Genomic DNA, 16,312 nt, shown 5'->3' on the forward strand with positions numbered 1-16,312 from the left:
TGACGTGACCTACACCACCCATTATTGTACGTATCAAAGGTACGTACAACTTCGGATTCGCGGATCACAGATGATGCCCCGAATACGAAGCCTGAAGTCACCTGCTTGAGCCAGCATCGGCGCGTGAGCGAAGTGAAAGTACCTGCAGATGACAGTCGGATACGTAAGTTTCAAGTCCCCTCGAATTGGAGAGTCCATGCGCGATCCGCGCTCGGTGCGTTGCACCTACTACCTAGAATCCGAAATTGACCCGGAGAAGGCTGCCGCCATTATGGCGGGCGAGCAGTCCAGCGGAACCTTCCTGCCGGTACCGGGCGAATCCGCCCGGATCCGGGAGCGGCACGCCGCGCGCATCGTGGATGTTCAGGAGCTCGGCTTTTGCCGCCCCTCCCTGCCGTCCCGGGCAAACCCCGAGAAGGTCCGTTCGGCTCTGGTGACCGTCGATTTTCCGATGGAGAACGTCGGCACCGATCTGGCGACCCTGCAGACAGCAATCGCCGGCAATCTCTTCGAGCTTGGCGATCTTTATGCCTGCCGGTTGCAGGACATTGTTCTGCCGGAGGACTTCGTAGCAGCCCACCCCGGCCCGGCCTTCGGCATCGGGGGCACCCGCAAGCTCATCAGCGATGTTCAGGGCGTGATGGTCGGCACCATCGTCAAGCCCAATGTCGGGCTTTCCGAAGAGGAGTTCCGGCTGGTGGTCCGGGATCTGGCGATGGCATCCATTGACCTGATCAAGGACGATGAGCTCATGACCGATCCGGCCTATCTGCCGCTGGAACGCCGGGTCGCGGTCGCCACAGAGGAAATCCAGGCTGCCGAGCAGCTCACCGGGCACTCCACCATGTATGCCTTCAACATCACCGGCGATCTCGCCGGCCTGCAACGGCGCCATGACCTGGTCGTTGAAGCTGGAGGCCGGTGCGTGATGCTGAACATTCCCGTGATGGGGATGCCGGCCCTGGCATTGCTGCGCAGCTTCGCCGAGGTTCCCATCCACGGCCACCGTGCGGGCCTGGCCGCCTCCATGCGGTCCAAGGCCCTGGGCATGGATTACCGGGTCTGGCAGCAGATGGCCCGCCTCGCAGGCGCCGATCACCTGCACGCCAGCGGGCTGGGCAGCAAGTTCTACGAACTCGACGAAGAAGTCGCGTCGAACATCCGCAGCCTGCTCGAGCCCCTCGGAGAGACGATTACACCGCTTCCGGTCCTCTCCTCCGGGCAGAACGTCACCACCCCCGGACCCACCTTTGACGCGGTGGGTTCCACCGACCTGATGATGCTCGCAGGCGGCGGCGTCGCCGCCCACCCGGACGGCCCCGGGGCCGGAGTGCATAGCCTCCGCCAAGCCTGGGAAGCGGCTGTGGACGGCGTACCCCTGGAAACCGCAGCGGACAAGCTCGCACAAACGGGAGACAAAGCTCTCCTGCACGCTGTCCAGACCTTCGGGAAAGGCGCCTGACATGCCCTCTTTCGGTTTCGTCGCGGACGACCTCACCGGAGCCGCCGACGTCCTCGCCCAGTCCCACCGCTACGGACTGGAAGCAGCCCTGGTCATCGGGGACGCACCGCTGCCCACAGACACCGACGTCATCGGATTCGCCGGACCCGCGCGCTCCCTGTCCGGAACCGCGTTCGACAATCTGGTCAGCAGGGATCTGGCCGGCATCGCCGCACTGAACCTGGAGGTGCTGCTATATAAGGTCTGCTCAACGTTCGACAGCTCCATCACTGTCGGCAGCATCGGCCGCGGGATCCAGCTGCTCCATGAACAGTTCCCCCTGCACGGGGCTATCCCCGTGGTGCCCGCCCAGCCAGGTTTCGGCCGCTACACCGCGTTCAGCAACCACTACGCCACCCACGCCGGCCAGATCTACCGGCTGGACCGTCACCCAGTCATGTCACAGCACCCCTCCACCCCCATGCACGAAGCCGACCTGCGCCAGGTCCTGGCCGAACAGCTCGGCGGCGGAGAAGTGCCGGCCGCCATCCACCTGCCCGCTTATGATGACGGCACCTTCAAGGACGCCTGGGCGGACCGGCGCCGGGAACCCGGGGCGCAGGCCTTCGTTGTCGACGCCGTGGACGAACGCCAGATGGACGCCGTCGCCGAAGCACTCACGCGCGAGGAACACGGTCACGGACCTTCCATCGTGGTGGGATCCGGCGGCATCATGGCAGCACTGGCACGGTCCATCTCCGACGAGGCTCCACGGACACCAGGACCGCAGCAGCCCTCGGGACCCGCGCTTGCCGTGAGCGCCTCAGCCTCCAGCACCACAGCGGAGCAGATCAACGACGCGCTCTCCCATGGCTGGGAGGACGTTCCGGTACCTGCCGAGCTGCTGCAGCACCACGACGGGGCTGCAGTGGCTGCCCTCGACGAACGCGTCTCGGCCGCCCTTCGATCCGGCCGCAACGTCGTCGTCCACACCACCCGTGGCGGCGGTGACCCACGCTACGGGGTCACCGGGCCAGTGGACGCCGGCTACGTCGGAGCACTCATCGGCGGCATCGCCGCCCGGATGGCCGGCGCCGGGATCACCCGGGACATCGCCGTGTTCGGCGGTGACACTTCCAGCCATGCACTCATCGCCATGGGGGTGAGCCAGCTACGCGTCTCCGACCAGTTCGTCACCGCAGGCCCCATCCTGAGGGCCGACGGCGCCTCCGCCGTCGCCGGATGCCGCCTGCTGCTCAAAGGCGGGCAGGTCGGCCCCACCGACATCCTGCGCCGCTTCGCCGGCCAGATCTCCGGCTAAGACCCCACCAAGCATTCTCCAAGCATCTCCAGAACCAACGAAAGGCGGCCCCCCATGCGGGCAGTAGTCAAAAACGCAGCCGAGCGAGGCGTCACTTACGTCACCGATGCCGGCGACCCCAAGGCAACAGAAGGCTCAGTCGTCATCGAGGTAGGTGCCGCCTCCCTCTGCGGCACCGACCGGGAACTTTACGAATGGACCCCCTCCGCCCAGGCCTTCAACCTCAACCTCCCCGTGACCCTCGGCCACGAAGGCGCAGGCACCATCGTCGAGGTCGGCCCCGGCGTCACCGGACTGCAAGTCGGCGACCAAGTCGCCCTCGAAAGCCACCTGACCTGCGGACAATGCTTCCCCTGCCGCACCGGAGACGCCCACACCTGCGAACGCACAGGGATCCTCGGCATGCACATCGACGGCGTCTTCGCCGAATACGCCGCCGTGCCGCAGGACATCTGCGTCAAGCTCCCCACCGGCCTGTCACTCGAATCCGGTGCCCTGCTCGAAGCGGCAGGCGTCGCCGTCCACGCCATCCAGCGCGCCAACTACTCGGTCGCCGGACGGGCAGTGCTCGTCAGCGGCGCAGGACCGGTCGGCCTCGTCGTCGTGAATCTGGCACTGCTCATGGGCGCCTCCCACGTCATCGCCGTCGACCCCAACCCCTACCGCCGCGCCCAAGCCGAAAAACTCGGCGCGACAGCACTGCACCCCAACGACGGCATCGTTGAACGCTGCCGCGAACTCACCGGCCGCCGCGGCGGCTTCGACGTCGGCTTCGAATGCTCCGGAGCGCCCGGTACCCTGACCACACTCTTCGACGCCGTGCGCCGGGAAGCGACCGTCATCACCGTCGGACACCCCAGCCGCCCGGCCGAGGTCGACATCGCCGCCTACATCAATAAAAAGGGCATCACCCTGCGCGGCATCTTCGGCCGCCGGCTCTGGGAAACCTGGGAGCAAAGCCTGCTCCTGCTCGACTCCGGAAAGCTCGAGCTCGACTGGCTCATCACCCACCGCAAGAAACTCAGCGACATCGACGAAGCCGTAGAGCTGCTCACCGCAGACGCCTGCAAAGTCCTGCTCATCCCAGGCCTCGGCTAACCCCAACCCACCACCGGAGCTGAAGGTCCGAATCGTGCAGCTCCCAACCCCCCAGCTATTTACAGGAGAAATCAATGACGATTCCCATCAAAAAAGCCCTTGAACGAGTCCCCGGCGGAATGATGCTGGTGCCACTTGGCATCGGCGCCGTCATCCACACCTTGGCCCCGGACGCCGGCAAGTTCTTCGGGTCCTTCACCGGGGCCTTCTTCACCGGCCTGGCGCCGCTGCTGGCCGTGTTCTTTGTCTGCCTCGGCGCGACACTCGAGGTCAAATCAACGCCCTACATCCTCAAAAAGGGCGGCGTGCTCCTCGGATCAAAAATTCTCTTCGCCATCCTCATCGGCGTCATCGCCGGCCGCTTCCTCGGCGAGGCCCCCATCGACTCCGGAATCCTGGCCGGCCTGTCAACCCTCGCACTTGTCGCAGCCCTGAACGACACCAACGGCGGGCTCTACATCTCACTCATGGGTCAGTTCGGGCGCAAACGCGACGCAGGTGCGTACTCCATCCTGTCACTCGAATCCGGGCCCTTCCTGACCATGGTCACCCTCGGAATCGCCGGTCTCGCCGCCTTCCCCTGGCAGGCACTCGTCGGTGCCATCCTCCCCCTCGCACTCGGCATGCTTTTGGGAAACCTCGACAAGAACATGCGTCATCTCCTGGCCCCGCTTGTACCGGCAATGGTTCCATTCCTCGGCCTTGCCCTCGGCCTGACCATCAACCTCAACGCCGTCGTCGAAGCCGGACTGCTCGGCATCGCCCTTGGCCTGTTCGTGGTCTTCGCCGGCGGCGCAGTGCTGCTCCTCGCCGACAAACTCACCGGCGGCGACGGCGTTGCGGGCCTCGCCGCAGCAACCACCGCCGGGAACGCCGCCCTGGTTCCAGCCATCATCGCCACAGCCAACCCCATCTACGCCCCGGCAGCAGAACACGCCACCGTCCTGGTCGCAGCCTCGGTCGTCGTCTCCGCAGTGCTCTGCCCAATCGTGACCTCAGCATGGGCAAAGAGAGTGCAGAAGAAATTGATCGCGGACGAGATGAACAACAACCCGACCGAGGAAAAGTTAGTACCCAGGCACGCAGTAGAACCCCAGAACTGAACCTGGCCAGTGCTGAGTAAGTAAGCGGGGCGTGCACTGTGCACGCCCCGCTTCTTTCTATCCCCATCCGGCAGGACATGCCCCAGGCAAGTAAGAGCCCGGGTCGCGAAGCATCCCCACTGAAGCTCAACACCAAGCGGAAAGCCAGTTATGAAAGGAACAACATGATTGCGAACCCACAAGCGGCGGCATCGCCAACGATTGCAGCCGGAGCCCGCCCACTGAGCTATCACAACTGGATCCACCTCAACCCCGGTGACCGAATCATCGTCAAACGGAGCGGATTCACACCTGAACACGGCACCGTAGACGAAGTTAGCGAAGATGCCAGCTACTTCTGGGCCTGGATCGACGGCCAAAGCCGAATTCTAATCTTTCACGGCGACGGCTCAGCCATTCACAAAGTCCTTCCTTAACCTCCACCTCCCGCGGGTCATCCCGGCTTGCGATCAAGACAACATCTCAAAGCCCTAGCGTTTTGAGGCGGCTGGGTTATGAGACACATGGCCCCGGAAAAGAGGGGGCAGCTGCTCCTAAGGGCATCCCTGCCTGCACCAATGCCGAACCCACGACTGGCCCCCATGACTCACCCGTACCTCTGAAGGTGCTCCTACACGCCCGCAAGCGCGGACCGCGCGGCCGGGTCTTGACGTCATACTTGCATTTTGCAAGTATGGGCCGCATGAGCCTTTTCATCACCTGCCCGGTCGAGAGCGTCGAGCGCGCGACCGCCTTCTACACCGCCCTCGGCTGGACCCTCAACCCCGAGATGTCCGATCACAACGTGTCATGCTTCGCGATCGCGCCCGAGCAGTACGTCATGCTCGGCAGCCGGGAGATGTATGCGAGCGTCGGCGGCGCCGAGGAGCTGGTCGGCGGACCCGACACCCCCTCGAAGGTCACCGTCTCGTTCGACCTCGGCAGCCGTGAAGCGGTCGATGAGCTCGTCGAGCGCGCCGGTGCCGCCGGCGGGCGGATCGGTGATATCGACGACTACCCCTTCATGTACCAGCGCCAGTTCGACGACCCTGACGGCTACCACTACTCGCCGTTCTGGATGAAGCCGGACGCCGCTCCGACCGTGTGAGCGACCTCGCCGCGGCCCTCGATACCGTTGGAGCACGGTGGGCCCTGCTCGTCGTGGAGCGGCTGCTCGACGGGCCGCAGCGCTATGGCGATCTGCAGCGCGACCTCGGAGTGCCGACGAACATACTCGCGACCCGTCTGCGCGAGCTCGAAGCGGCCGGGGTACTGTCCCGTCTGCCCCTCCGGCACAACACCCGGGCCTACGCGCTCACCGATCGCGGGCTTGCCTTGCGTGAAGCGATCGTCGCGCTAGGACGCTGGGGTAGCGAGGAGGCCTAGGCGTGGCGTACAAGCTCGATTGCGACCGGGATTTCTCATAACTATGTTGCGTAACCTGCGGGTCGAATCGGCGTATGCATCGGCAGTTATGAGAGAGGTGCGAGCGGCTCTATGGCGAAGCTGATCCCTCTCGCGTTTCGCCCCGAGCCACGTCTTCCCGGCCTGTTCCAACCGCCGGCTCCCAGCCTCCGAACCCGATCGGCGGATCGATTTTCCAAGCGGGAGGGCGGCTTCAATTGTCTCCCCCCAGCCTGACATATGGGTTCTTATCGACTCTTCTATGGTTGTCAACGCAGTAATGGCTGGAGGCTGTTGGCATTGAGTGTGCGGTAGATCCGCCGGGCGAGGTAGCGTTTCACGCACCGTCTGATCTCTTTCTTGGTCCGCCCTTCTGCCTGCCGTTTTGCTGCATATGCGATGGTTTCCGGATCGAACGCCATCCTGGTCAGAGCAACCATGTGAAGGGCTTTATTCAGGGTCCTGTCACCTCCGCGGTTGAGCCGATGACGAACGGTATTGCCGGATGAAGCCGGAATGGGGTTGACCCCGGCGAGGGAAGCGAAAGCCGCCTCGGAGCGTACCCGGCCTTGATGCGACCAGGCGGTGAGACAAATGGCTGCCGTGACAGGTCCGAAGCCGGATTCCTGCAGCAGCGGCGCGGCTTCGCTTACCTCGACCAGTTCGGTGATCCGGGAGCCGTTTGCCTTGATCTCCGCGTCAAGGTCGCCGATGCGCTTGGCCAGCCTGACGGCTTCGGAGCGGGCCACCGACACCGCAAGAGGTTCTTCACGGGCCCGCCACCGGGACACCTCCAGGATCCGGCTTCTGGTCAACGACTCGCGCGCATCGAAACCCAAATCATTGATTCGCAGCAGCGCAGTTAACGCGTTCACGGTCCTGGTCCGGTCGGTTGTCATCGAATGCCGCGCACTGATCAGGACACGCAACGCTGCGCGGACCCCTTCGTTCAACCGTGGCCGGCGCAACATATCCTCTTCCAAGGAAAGGACCGCAGAAGCGATCCGGTGCGCGTCCAGCGGATCCGACTTACCAACCCCACGACGCGGCAAAGCATCCATACGCGCAGCCTCGGCCACCTGGTAACCGGCAGCAGCGACAGCCCCGGCCAGCACAGCACCGTAGGAAGCGGTGCCCTCGATCACCCACAGAGTCGCCAGATCCGCTTCGGTGCGACGAGCGACCCAAGCAATAGCGCGACTGATTCCTGCACCGGTCGCCGGGAAATCCCGGCTATCGATCCGTTCCCCGCTGGGCACGGCGATGATGGCGAAGACGTGCTTCCGGGCATGGGTATCGACACCCACGACAAACGGGTGGGTATACGCAACGATAGTCATAGCGGTTCTGGCACCTTCCTCATTCAGCGGAAATGGTCGGAGCCGTTACGGGCCGGTACCAGTCCGGGTAGAGGTCACTTCGGAACAGCACTGTGACGAGCCACGCCCCGCACGGAGGCGGACAATCTTCTGATCAAGTCACCGAGGTGGGCCGGGCAGGTGCCGGCCGCCCACCCAGCAGACGGACATGTCGATAACAGGACACCCTCGGACGGGGGCCAAGCGTTCAGATGAGTCACGACCGCCGGGTGGAACGGCCTGCACTTACTCTGCCAGCCAGTCCCAGACCAGCCACCCCAATCCTCACAGACGTTCGCGTCCGCAAAGCTGGCCTTATGCTGTCTTGTGGGCAAAGCGCCTCGCCCCGCATTGGCGGGGGCTCGGGCCCATACAGTCCTTTTGTCCCGAGTGACGGTTTCCCCCAGGTCAACTGCCGATAACAGCGCATAGTAAGCGTGCGACAGCGGCCCCGAAGCCCAGGGCCACAACTGTCCGTTCGCGCTCAAACCGCCCGCGCGTGCAACCCTTAAACCTCCGCCGCAGGAGCCGCGAACTGCGCCTCGTACAGCCGCGCGTACGCCCCGCCCGCAGCCAGCAGCGAAGCATGAGTCCCCTGCTCCACGATTTGCCCGGCCTCCATCACCAGGATGAGGTCGGCGTCGCGGATCGTGGAGAGGCGGTGCGCGATCACAAAGCTCGTCCGGTCCGAGCGCAGCGCGCTCATCGCCTTCTGCACCAACAGCTCGGTCCGGGTGTCCACGGAAGAAGTCGCCTCGTCCAGGATCAGCACCGACGGCCGGGACAGGAACGCCCGCGCGATCGTCAGCAGCTGCTTCTCGCCGGCCGACACGTTGGAGCCCTCGTCCTCGAGCACCGTGTCGTACCCCTCCGGCAGGGCACGCACGAACCGGTCGACGTACGTCGCCTGCGCCGCCTCCACGATCTCTGCCTCAGACGCCGAGGGCCGGCCGTACGCGATGTTGTCCCTGATGGTCCCGCCGAACAGCCACGTATCCTGCAGCACCATCCCCATCCGCGAGCGCAGCTCGCGCCGGGGGAACAGAGGTGACGTCCTCGCCGTCGAGCGTTATCCGCCCGGCATCCAGCTCGTAGAACCGCATCATCAGGTTCACCAGGGTGGTCTTGCCGGCTCCGGTGGGGCCGACGATGGCCACCGTCTGGCCCGGTTCCGCCACCAGGCTCAGGTCCGTAATCAGCGGCTTGTCGGCTGAGTAGGAGAACGAGACGTTTTCGAACACCAGCCGTCCCCGCCCGCCAAGAGGACCAGAGCCAGCAACCTCAGCAGACTGCTCCTCCTCATCCAGCAGCTCGAACACCCGCTCCGCCGAGGCAACCCCGGACTGCAACAGGTTGGCCATCGACCCCAGCTGGGCCAGCGGCTGGGTGAACTGCCGCGAGTACTGGATGAACGCCTGCACATCGCCCAGCTGCATCGCCCCGGACGCCACCTGCAGCGCCCCAACCACCGCGACCCCCACGTACACCAGGTTCCCGATGAACGTCAGCGCCGGCATGATCAGGCCGGAAATGAACTGCGCGCCGAAGCTCGCCTCGAACAGCTCCGCATTCTTCTGCCGGAACCGCTCCTCCACCTCCTGCTGCCGGCCGAACACCTTCACCAGCGCGTGCCCCGTGTACGTCTCCTCGATCTGCCCGTTCAGCTCCCCCGTGTGCTTCCACTGCGCCACGAACAGCTTCTGCGAGCGCTTGGCGATCAGTGCCGTGGTCACCAGCGTCAGCGGCACCGTCACCAGCGCAATCAGCGCCAGCACCGGCGAGAGGAGGAACATCATCACCAGCACGCCCGCCACCGTCAGCAGCGACGTCACCGCCTGGGAGATCGACTGCTGCAGGCTCTGCGAGATGTTGTCCACGTCGTTCGTGACCCGGCTGAGCAGCTCGCCGCGCTGGATCGAGTCGAAATACCGCAGCGGCAGCCGGTGGATCTTCGCCTCGATCCGCTCCCGCAGCCGGTACACGGTCCGCTGCACCACACCGTTGAGCACGTACGCCTGGATCCAGCCAAAAGCCGACGCCAGCACATACAGTGCCAGCGCCCACAGCAGCACGTTCGCCAGCGCCGCGAAGTCGATCCCCGCCCCCGGCGTCAGCGTCATCGCGCCGATCATGTCCGCCTGCGCGTTCTGCCCGGACGCCCGCAGCCCGGCGATCACCTGCTCCTTGCTCACCCCGGCCGGCAGGTTCTTGGACACCACCCCGGCGAAGATCAGGTTGGTCCCCTCGCCCAGCAGCCGCGGCCCTGTCACGGAGAACGCCACGCTCACGACGGCGAGCGCCAGTACCAGCGCCAGCCACGCCCGCTCGGGGCGCAGTTCCCCCAGCAGCCGCCGGGCCGACGGCCCGAAGTTCAGCGCCTTCTCCGCCGGGACGTTCATCCCGGCGAACGGTCCGCCGCGTCCCGGCCCGCCCGTGGGCCGGGGAATGCGTACGACGTCGGGCCGCTGGGTTCCGGGGGCAGGTTGGGTTCCGCGGGCAGTGCTCATGCCGCCTCCTCCGCCGCCAGCTGAGAGGACACGATCTCCCGGTACGTCTCCGAACTCTCCAAGAGCTGACTGTGCGTTCCGCGCCCGACGATCCTGCCGCGGTCGAGCACCAGAATCTGGTCAGCATCCACGATGCTGGAGACGCGCTGCGCGATGATCACCAGCGTGGCGCCGGCGGTGTCCCGGTGCAGCGCCCGCCGGAGCCGGGCGTCGGTGGCGGTGTCCAGCGAGGAAAACGAGTCGTCGAAGATGTACAGCTCCGGCCGCTTCACCAGTGCCCGGGCGATCGCCAACCGCTGCCGCTGCCCGCCGGACACGTTGGTGCCGCCCTGCGAGACGGGCGCGTCCAGGCCGCCCTCCATCTCGCGCACGAAATCCTCGGCCTGGGCGGTGGCCAGCGCGTGCCACAGCTCCTCCTCGGTGGCATCCGGCTTGCCGTACAGCAGGTTGCTCCGCACGGTCCCCGAGAACAGGTATGGCCGCTGCGGCACCAGGCCGATGTGCCCCCACAGCAAGTCCGGGTGCAGCTCCCGCACGTCCACGCCGCCCATCAGCACCGACCCCGAGGTGGCGTCAAAAAGCCGCGGCATGAGGTTCACCAGCGTGGTCTTCCCCGAGCCCGTGCTGCCGATGACCGCCGTCGTCTGCCCCGCCGGGGCGGTGAAGCTGATGCCGTCCAGGACCGGCCGCTCGGCACCCGGGTACGCGAATCCGACGTCGCGCATCTCCAGCTCACCGCGGGCGGTCCGGCTACCGGTGCCCCGGGAAGCGTCGTCGGCGAACACCACCGGGTTCACCGGCGGCCGCACGGACGACTCCGTCTCCAGCACCTCGCCGATCCGGTCCGCCGAGACGGCCGCGCGCGGGATCATCACGGCCATGAAGGTGGCCATCATGACGGACATCAGGATCTGCAGCAGGTAGCTGAGGAACGCCACCAGCGTGCCCACCTGCATGGAGCCGTCCTCGATCCGGAACGACCCGAACCAGATCACCGCCACGCTGGAGACGTTGAGCACCAGCATCACCACGGGAAACGCGAGCGCCATCAGCCGCCCGGCCCGCAGCGCCGTGTCCGTCACGTCGGCGTTGGCGCCCGCGAACCGCTCGGTCTCCAGGTCCTCGCGCACGAACGCCCGCACCACCCGGATGCCCGCCAGCTGCTCGCGGAGCACTCTGTTGACGGCATCGATCCGCAGCTGCATCAGGCGGAACAGCGGCACCATCCGGCTGATGATCACCCCGACGCCGAGCAGCAGCGCCGGCACGCTCACCGCGATCAGCCAGGACAGCTGGGCGTCCTGCCGGACGGCCATCACCACGCCGCCGATGCTGAGCATGGGCGCGGCCACCATCAGGGTGGCGGACATCAGCACCAGCTGCTGGACCTGCTGGACGTCGTTGGTGGACCGCGTGATGAGGCTGGCGGGGCCGAACCTGGTGACCTCCTGCTCGGAGAACCCGCCCACCCGGGTGAAGATCGCCCCGCGCAGGTCGCGCCCCATGCCCATCGCCGCCTTGGCCCCGAAGTACACCGCCGTCACGGCGCAGGCGATCTGCAGCAGGGTGATGAACAGCATGAGGCTGCCGACGCGCAGGATGTAGCCGGTGTCCCCGGTGGCCACGCCGAGGTCGATGATGTCCGCGTTCAGGGTGGGGAGATAGAGGGAGGCAATGGACTGCGCCAGCTGAAAAACGACGACGGCGATCAGCAGCCGCCGTTGCGGCTGCAGATACCGGACAAGAAGCTTCCAAAGCATGCAGGGCCACCCTCACTGCGGGTCCTCGAAGTGATCGGAAGGCCAGTTTACGTCCGGTGGCTTGGGGCAACCTGTAGGCTGGGGCCATCGCCGGAATTCCGGAAACGCCGCAATTGAACACGGCATTGAACACCGCAAATTGAAGAATGGGGACTTCATTGAGCGATCAGCAGTTGGGCTTTCATGAGCCCGGGAAAATCGGGCGCGTAAACATACCGCAGGCTGTCCGGCTCGCGGCCGCCTGCTGGGTGGCCAGCGCCGTGGTGGCCGGCATGATGCCCGTCATCCTGGAGGTGGCAGGCATCGACTTCGGCCAGTCGATCCCGGACTGGGCCGTGCCCTATCTCGTGGCCTTTGCCGTCCCGCTCACTGCCCTGCAGGTACTGGCGGCGCAGCATTTGCTGCACGGCGCGCGCTGGGCCCGCATTCTCCTGACCGTCGCCGCCGCCCTGTCGGCAATCGGCGCACCGGTCGACCTCACCGCTTTGATCCTCGCCGGCCTGGTGCTGACGCTGACGGGTGCCACGCTGATGTGGCTGCCCGCATCCAACCGGTTCTTCCTGCTGCGCCGCGTTCCTGCGTATCCGGTACCTGCTGCTGTTGAGGCCAATACGGCAGGGCCACTTTCCTGAATTGGCTCTGGTGCCTGGTCCGGCAGGCTGCCTACGGTGGTTGGGGACTCCAGGTGAGTTCCAGCCGACGTTGAATCTCCACAGAAAGACCAGCATGCCCGCCACCGTGAACGAGTACCCCTTCTCGCAGGTCGACGTCTTTGCCCCCGGGCCCAGGGCCGGCAACCCGGTGGCCGTCGTCCATGGCGCCGACGGCCTGTCCGACGAGCAGATGCAAAGTTTCGCCAACTGGACCAACCTCTCGGAGACCACGTTCCTGCTGAAGCCCACGCAAGCAGAGGCAGACTACCGGCTGCGGATCTTCACGCCGGCGTCCGAGCTTCCCTTCGCCGGCCACCCCACGCTTGGCTCCGCGCACGCGTGGCTGGAGAACGGCGGCCGGCCGCAGCGCGCGGGAGAACTCGTGCAGGAATGCGGGGTGGGGCTCGTCAAGATCAGCCAAACGGCCGACGAAATGTTCTTCGAGGCCCCGCCGCTGCGCCGTTCCGGTCCGGTGGAAGCTGAGGAGCTGGAGCACGCCATTGCCAGCCTGGGCATCACACCCGAGCAGGTCCTGGACAGCAACTGGGTGGACAACGGCCCGGGCTGGCTCGGCATCCGGCTGGCCTCGGCCCGGCAGGTGCTCGATCTGACGCCCGACTTCGTGGCCATGGGGAAGCTGAACGTGGGCGTCATCGGCGCTTACGGGGAGGGCGGCCCGGCGGACTTCGAGGTGCGCGGCTTCGTTCCCGGCCTCGCGGTCCCCGAAGACCCGGTTACCGGCAGCCTGAACGCCGGCCTTGCGCAGTGGCTCATCGGCTCAGGTGTGGCGGAGGGTGACTACACCGTCAGCCAGGGCACGGTCCTGGGCCGCGACGGCCGGCTGACCATCACCACCGAAGGCGACAGCATTTGGGTGGGCGGCACCAGCCGCACCGTCATCCGGGGCAGCGTCTCCCTGTAATTCCATCCCCGGCTGGGGTAAGTACTGCCGGGGACGGGCGGTGCCCCATTGAACCTGCCCGTCCCAGTTCGTGGTGTTTCTTGGCTGATTCTTGAGTGGGTGTCTTTGCGGGGCCGCGGCGCTTCTGCACGGCCCCTGGGAATACTGTCACGCCGCAGGCTCAAGCCTGGCGCAACATTGCGGCAGGATCGCCGCAAGATCCGGCGGGTGCCGCCGTCGTCCGAACTGGGCTGGCGGCCCGGCTGTGGGCCGCTTGTAAAATGGCCAGCAACGTGATGTGCGCCTCCAAGCCGCAACGTTGCCCGGTCCCCAGTCGTTGGGCAGGGAGACGGAAGGAGGCCACATGCTCATTGTTCTGACAGGAATCGACGGTTCGGGAAAAACGACGGCGGCCCGTTCCCTGGTTGCGGCCGCCCGTGCGGAGGGCAGCAAGGCGCTTCTGCTGAACAACTATGCAGGCCGGCGGCGCATGTCCCTGCTCAGCGCACGGCTAGGCATCCACCTGCCTGCCCCGCTGGCCGACGCGGCGGAAACCACCATGCGCGTCTTCAACGTCATGGTGTCCACTGTCCGGGCAACCCGCTTCGAGGGGCTGGTTGTGATGGACCGCCACCTCCACTGCCAGCTGGCGCTGCGCGAGGCTAGGGGCCTGTGCCGCGGACGGTTTCTCCCCTGGCTGCTCCGCACTCTTCCCGCCCCGGACCAGGTCCTCCATCTGGACGTGAGCCCCGAAGAGGCGCACCGGCGGACCCTGGCTCGGGGCACGGATGAGGAATCCCTGGCCGATCTGACTGCCCTGCGGGACGCGTACCGCGCACTTCCCGAGTACGCGGACATGGTGAGGATCGACGCCGGCGGCCCGCCTGCCGATGTGCTCGCCAGGCTGATCGACGCGGTCGATTCGCAACGCCAACTCAAGGTTTAGTCAAGAATTTCCGAAACGGCCGAATACGCGTTCCCTGGAGTCCATCCGGCTGTACATTAGTGCCAGCTCTCCACTTTCCCCCCAAATCGGAGCGCTGGAAGCCTCCGCGCTGGAGTCCTTTGATTCGCGCGGAGGCTTCCCCTTTCCCTCACCCAACCACGGTCCGGGCACTCCCGGCTCTGGCCACGCTCCGCCGTCGACGATATAGTAAGCAAGCTGATGACTTCGGATACCGGACCATCATCTGTTCACTTCGACGAAGGAGACACTATGAGCACGAGGGTTGAGAAGCGCATTCTGGTGAACGTGCCGGTCAGCACGGCATACAACCAGTGGACCCAGTTCGAAGACTTCCCGCACTTCATGGGCGGCGTCAAAAAAGTGACCCAACTGAGCGATGACCGCCTCGAATGGGTCGCCGAGATCGCGGGAGTGAAGCGCAAGTGGGAGGCGCGGATCCTCGAGCAGCAGCCGGACCAGAAGGTTGCCTGGGCTGCCACGGAGGGTGCCACCAACGCGGGCTCGGTGGAGTTTGAAGACGTGGGCGGTGGCCAGACGTCCATCAAGCTGTTCATCGACTACGAACCCGAAGGGATCGTGGAGAAGATCGGCGACAAGTTGCACGTCGTTGAGCACCAGGCGGAGTCCGACCTCAAGAGGTTCAAGGCATTCATCGAGGACGAAGGCTACGCCAGCGGCGCCTGGCGGGGCTCGGTCAACGAAGGCGGGTCAGTGGGGACTCCGGGCGTTGAGCACGCTGCCGGATCGCTGGGAGACAGCGGCAAGGCCGGCGTCTCCGGCAAGATGGCGGCAGCTGCCGGAGTGGCCGCCGCAGCAGGCGCGGCCGCGGCCGTCGCAGCGGGCGGCAAGGACAAGGACACCGACACCGTTTATGTCGTCGACGAGACCGTCACCCCCGTGGTGCCGGAGTACACCGAAACCACAGTCGTCACCGACACGACAGGCACCTCGGGCTTCGCCGGCGGAACAGCGGCGGACACCGTACCGGGCGGAGCGTTTGCGGGCGGAACTGCGGCCGGCACCGGGTCGGCCCTGACGGACGAGACCGTCGCCCATCCCTTCGACCAGACCAACGGCCTGATCGACGACGAAGGCGACTCGGACGAAACCGCAGTAAGCGACACGAGGAGCGCCGCGGACCGGGCCGAACGGGAAGACGGGGGCCCGGGCACCCTCCCGCCCCTTGGCGGCACTTCCGGCCAGCACTAACGCCAGCCTCCACTGAGAACGCAGGTGCCGCCGTCGGGCGTTATTTAGACGGCGGCACGCTGGCTTATAACTGAACAGCAATCACGGCGGCACCGGAATGGTGTCGCCGTGATTGCTGTTTGGTGTAGTTTCGCGCCGGACCGTCAGAGTGCGGGGTCGGGTGTTCCGGCTGACTTGTTGCGGGTTTCCATCAGATGCAGCTGCAATTTTGCTTCTGCCTCCCGGCGCCGCCGGGCCTGCTCGCGCATCTTTCGCGTTGCCTCGGAGCCCTCGGAGTGGATCAGTCCGGCCGTTCGATTACGGGGAGCGCCACCGCCGGAGGGTGCCGCCGCCATAAGTTCTTCGCTCATGCCCCATGGTCACATGAGCGTGACCTTGCGGGAAGAGCCGTAACCGGATCGGAACCTGGCGGCATTCATAAGGGCCGGCGGCGTTTTGGGAAGGCGCCCCGGGCTCGTAAGGATCGCTCTCCGGGGCTCGTGCCGTCGGCCCCACCTTTATTTTACGAGCCCGGAGCCCCGGGAAACAGGGGTTTTTCGGTTTCTGGTTGCTCAAATCGGCGGCCAGCACCTGAAGGTGGCCGGGACCGGGCAAATCTGCACCGCTTTGCT

Annotated in this window: 14 protein-coding genes and 1 pseudogene; 11 read left to right on the forward strand and 4 right to left on the reverse strand. The window is 65.8% G+C overall.

What is annotated here, in order from left to right; genetic code table 11:
• Positions 1 to 196: 196 nt before the first annotated feature.
• From ACHMXB_RS14875 to ACHMXB_RS14905, 7 genes are all read left to right on the forward strand, one after another.
• Positions 197 to 1,462 (forward strand): RuBisCO large subunit C-terminal-like domain-containing protein, encoded by a 1,266-nt coding sequence (locus ACHMXB_RS14875; RefSeq protein ID WP_395399504.1) that lies wholly within the window; start codon positions 197 to 199, stop codon positions 1,460 to 1,462.
• 1 nt (position 1,463) lies between these two features.
• Positions 1,464 to 2,762 (forward strand): four-carbon acid sugar kinase family protein, encoded by a 1,299-nt coding sequence (locus ACHMXB_RS14880; RefSeq protein WP_395399506.1) that lies wholly within the window; start codon positions 1,464 to 1,466, stop codon positions 2,760 to 2,762.
• A 54-nt stretch (positions 2,763 to 2,816) separates the two neighbouring features.
• A complete protein-coding gene (locus tag ACHMXB_RS14885) occupies positions 2,817 to 3,860 on the forward strand; it encodes a zinc-binding dehydrogenase (protein WP_395399508.1) in 1,044 nt (347 codons plus the stop codon).
• Positions 3,861 to 3,934: 74 nt separating this feature from the next.
• Positions 3,935 to 4,963, forward strand: coding sequence for a 2-keto-3-deoxygluconate permease (locus tag ACHMXB_RS14890; protein WP_395399509.1), 1,029 nt, complete (start codon positions 3,935 to 3,937; stop codon positions 4,961 to 4,963).
• A gap of 164 nt (positions 4,964 to 5,127) precedes the next feature.
• Positions 5,128 to 5,379: a hypothetical protein gene (locus ACHMXB_RS14895; RefSeq protein ID WP_395399511.1), complete on the forward strand. Its 252-nt coding sequence runs from the start codon at positions 5,128 to 5,130 to the stop codon at positions 5,377 to 5,379.
• Positions 5,380 to 5,645: 266 nt separating this feature from the next.
• Positions 5,646 to 6,050, forward strand: coding sequence for a VOC family protein (locus ACHMXB_RS14900; RefSeq protein ID WP_395399513.1), 405 nt, complete (start codon positions 5,646 to 5,648; stop codon positions 6,048 to 6,050).
• Complete coding sequence (locus ACHMXB_RS14905) at positions 6,047 to 6,328, forward strand: winged helix-turn-helix transcriptional regulator (RefSeq protein ID WP_395399515.1); 282 nt, start codon at positions 6,047 to 6,049, stop codon at positions 6,326 to 6,328. The genes ACHMXB_RS14900 and ACHMXB_RS14905 overlap by 4 nt, the downstream gene beginning before the upstream one ends.
• Before the next feature lie 287 nt (positions 6,329 to 6,615).
• On the opposite strand, the gene ACHMXB_RS14910 is transcribed toward ACHMXB_RS14905, so the two are convergent.
• The 3 genes and pseudogenes from ACHMXB_RS14910 to ACHMXB_RS14920 all read right to left on the reverse strand — a co-directional run bounded on the left by ACHMXB_RS14910 (position 6,616) and on the right by ACHMXB_RS14920 (position 11,971).
• Positions 6,616 to 7,686 carry an IS110 family transposase gene (locus ACHMXB_RS14910; protein WP_395399517.1) on the reverse strand — a complete coding sequence of 357 codons (1,071 nt, stop codon included), beginning with the start codon at positions 7,684 to 7,686 and terminating at the stop codon, positions 6,616 to 6,618.
• A 526-nt stretch (positions 7,687 to 8,212) separates the two neighbouring features.
• Positions 8,213 to 10,211 (reverse strand): annotated as a pseudogene (locus tag ACHMXB_RS14915) (ABC transporter ATP-binding protein).
• The gene (locus ACHMXB_RS14920) at positions 10,208 to 11,971 is read right to left on the reverse strand and encodes an ABC transporter ATP-binding protein (protein WP_395399519.1); all 1,764 of its coding nucleotides are present in this window, start codon (positions 11,969 to 11,971) and stop codon (positions 10,208 to 10,210) included. Before ACHMXB_RS14920 ends, ACHMXB_RS14915 begins: the two are co-directional and overlap by 4 nt.
• Positions 11,972 to 12,129: 158 nt before the next feature.
• On the opposite strand from ACHMXB_RS14920, the gene ACHMXB_RS14925 reads away from it, so the two are divergent.
• The 4 genes from ACHMXB_RS14925 to ACHMXB_RS14940 all read left to right on the forward strand — a co-directional run bounded on the left by ACHMXB_RS14925 (position 12,130) and on the right by ACHMXB_RS14940 (position 15,701).
• Positions 12,130 to 12,603, forward strand: coding sequence for a hypothetical protein (locus ACHMXB_RS14925; RefSeq protein WP_395399521.1), 474 nt, complete (start codon positions 12,130 to 12,132; stop codon positions 12,601 to 12,603).
• Between the two features lie 94 nt (positions 12,604 to 12,697).
• Entirely contained in the window at positions 12,698 to 13,546 is an 849-nt protein-coding gene (locus tag ACHMXB_RS14930; RefSeq protein ID WP_395399523.1) for a PhzF family phenazine biosynthesis protein, read from the forward strand.
• A gap of 343 nt (positions 13,547 to 13,889) precedes the next feature.
• Positions 13,890 to 14,471: an AAA family ATPase gene (locus ACHMXB_RS14935; RefSeq protein WP_395399525.1), complete on the forward strand. Its 582-nt coding sequence runs from the start codon at positions 13,890 to 13,892 to the stop codon at positions 14,469 to 14,471.
• 270 nt (positions 14,472 to 14,741) lie between these two features.
• Positions 14,742 to 15,701 carry an SRPBCC family protein gene (locus ACHMXB_RS14940; protein ID WP_395399527.1) on the forward strand — a complete coding sequence of 320 codons (960 nt, stop codon included), beginning with the start codon at positions 14,742 to 14,744 and terminating at the stop codon, positions 15,699 to 15,701.
• 143 nt (positions 15,702 to 15,844) lie between these two features.
• On the opposite strand, the gene ACHMXB_RS14945 is transcribed toward ACHMXB_RS14940, so the two are convergent.
• The gene (locus ACHMXB_RS14945) at positions 15,845 to 16,051 is read right to left on the reverse strand and encodes a hypothetical protein (RefSeq protein ID WP_395399529.1); all 207 of its coding nucleotides are present in this window, start codon (positions 16,049 to 16,051) and stop codon (positions 15,845 to 15,847) included.
• Positions 16,052 to 16,312 lie beyond the last annotated feature (261 nt).

The sequence above is a fragment of the Arthrobacter sp. UC242_113 genome (assembly GCF_044054585.1).
Lineage (GTDB): Bacteria > Actinomycetota > Actinomycetes > Actinomycetales > Micrococcaceae > Arthrobacter.

Excerpts from the sequence above, each read along its gene's own strand:
- ACHMXB_RS14930 (WP_395399523.1), top strand. The coding sequence starts at position 12,698 with ATGCCCGCCACCGTGAACGAGTACCCCTTCTCGCAGGTCGACGTCTTT.
- ACHMXB_RS14935 (WP_395399525.1), top strand. The coding sequence starts at position 13,890 with ATGCTCATTGTTCTGACAGGAATCGACGGTTCGGGAAAAACGACGGCG.
- ACHMXB_RS14895 (WP_395399511.1), top strand. The coding sequence starts at position 5,128 with ATGATTGCGAACCCACAAGCGGCGGCATCGCCAACGATTGCAGCCGGA.
- ACHMXB_RS14910 (WP_395399517.1), bottom strand. The coding sequence starts at position 7,686 with ATGACTATCGTTGCGTATACCCACCCGTTTGTCGTGGGTGTCGATACC.
- ACHMXB_RS14890 (WP_395399509.1), top strand. The coding sequence starts at position 3,935 with ATGACGATTCCCATCAAAAAAGCCCTTGAACGAGTCCCCGGCGGAATG.
- ACHMXB_RS14920 (WP_395399519.1), bottom strand. The coding sequence starts at position 11,971 with ATGCTTTGGAAGCTTCTTGTCCGGTATCTGCAGCCGCAACGGCGGCTG.
- ACHMXB_RS14880 (WP_395399506.1), top strand. The coding sequence starts at position 1,464 with ATGCCCTCTTTCGGTTTCGTCGCGGACGACCTCACCGGAGCCGCCGAC.
- ACHMXB_RS14945 (WP_395399529.1), bottom strand. The coding sequence starts at position 16,051 with ATGAGCGAAGAACTTATGGCGGCGGCACCCTCCGGCGGTGGCGCTCCC.
- ACHMXB_RS14940 (WP_395399527.1), top strand. The coding sequence starts at position 14,742 with ATGAGCACGAGGGTTGAGAAGCGCATTCTGGTGAACGTGCCGGTCAGC.
- ACHMXB_RS14875 (WP_395399504.1), top strand. The coding sequence starts at position 197 with ATGCGCGATCCGCGCTCGGTGCGTTGCACCTACTACCTAGAATCCGAA.
- ACHMXB_RS14900 (WP_395399513.1), top strand. The coding sequence starts at position 5,646 with ATGAGCCTTTTCATCACCTGCCCGGTCGAGAGCGTCGAGCGCGCGACC.
- ACHMXB_RS14885 (WP_395399508.1), top strand. The coding sequence starts at position 2,817 with ATGCGGGCAGTAGTCAAAAACGCAGCCGAGCGAGGCGTCACTTACGTC.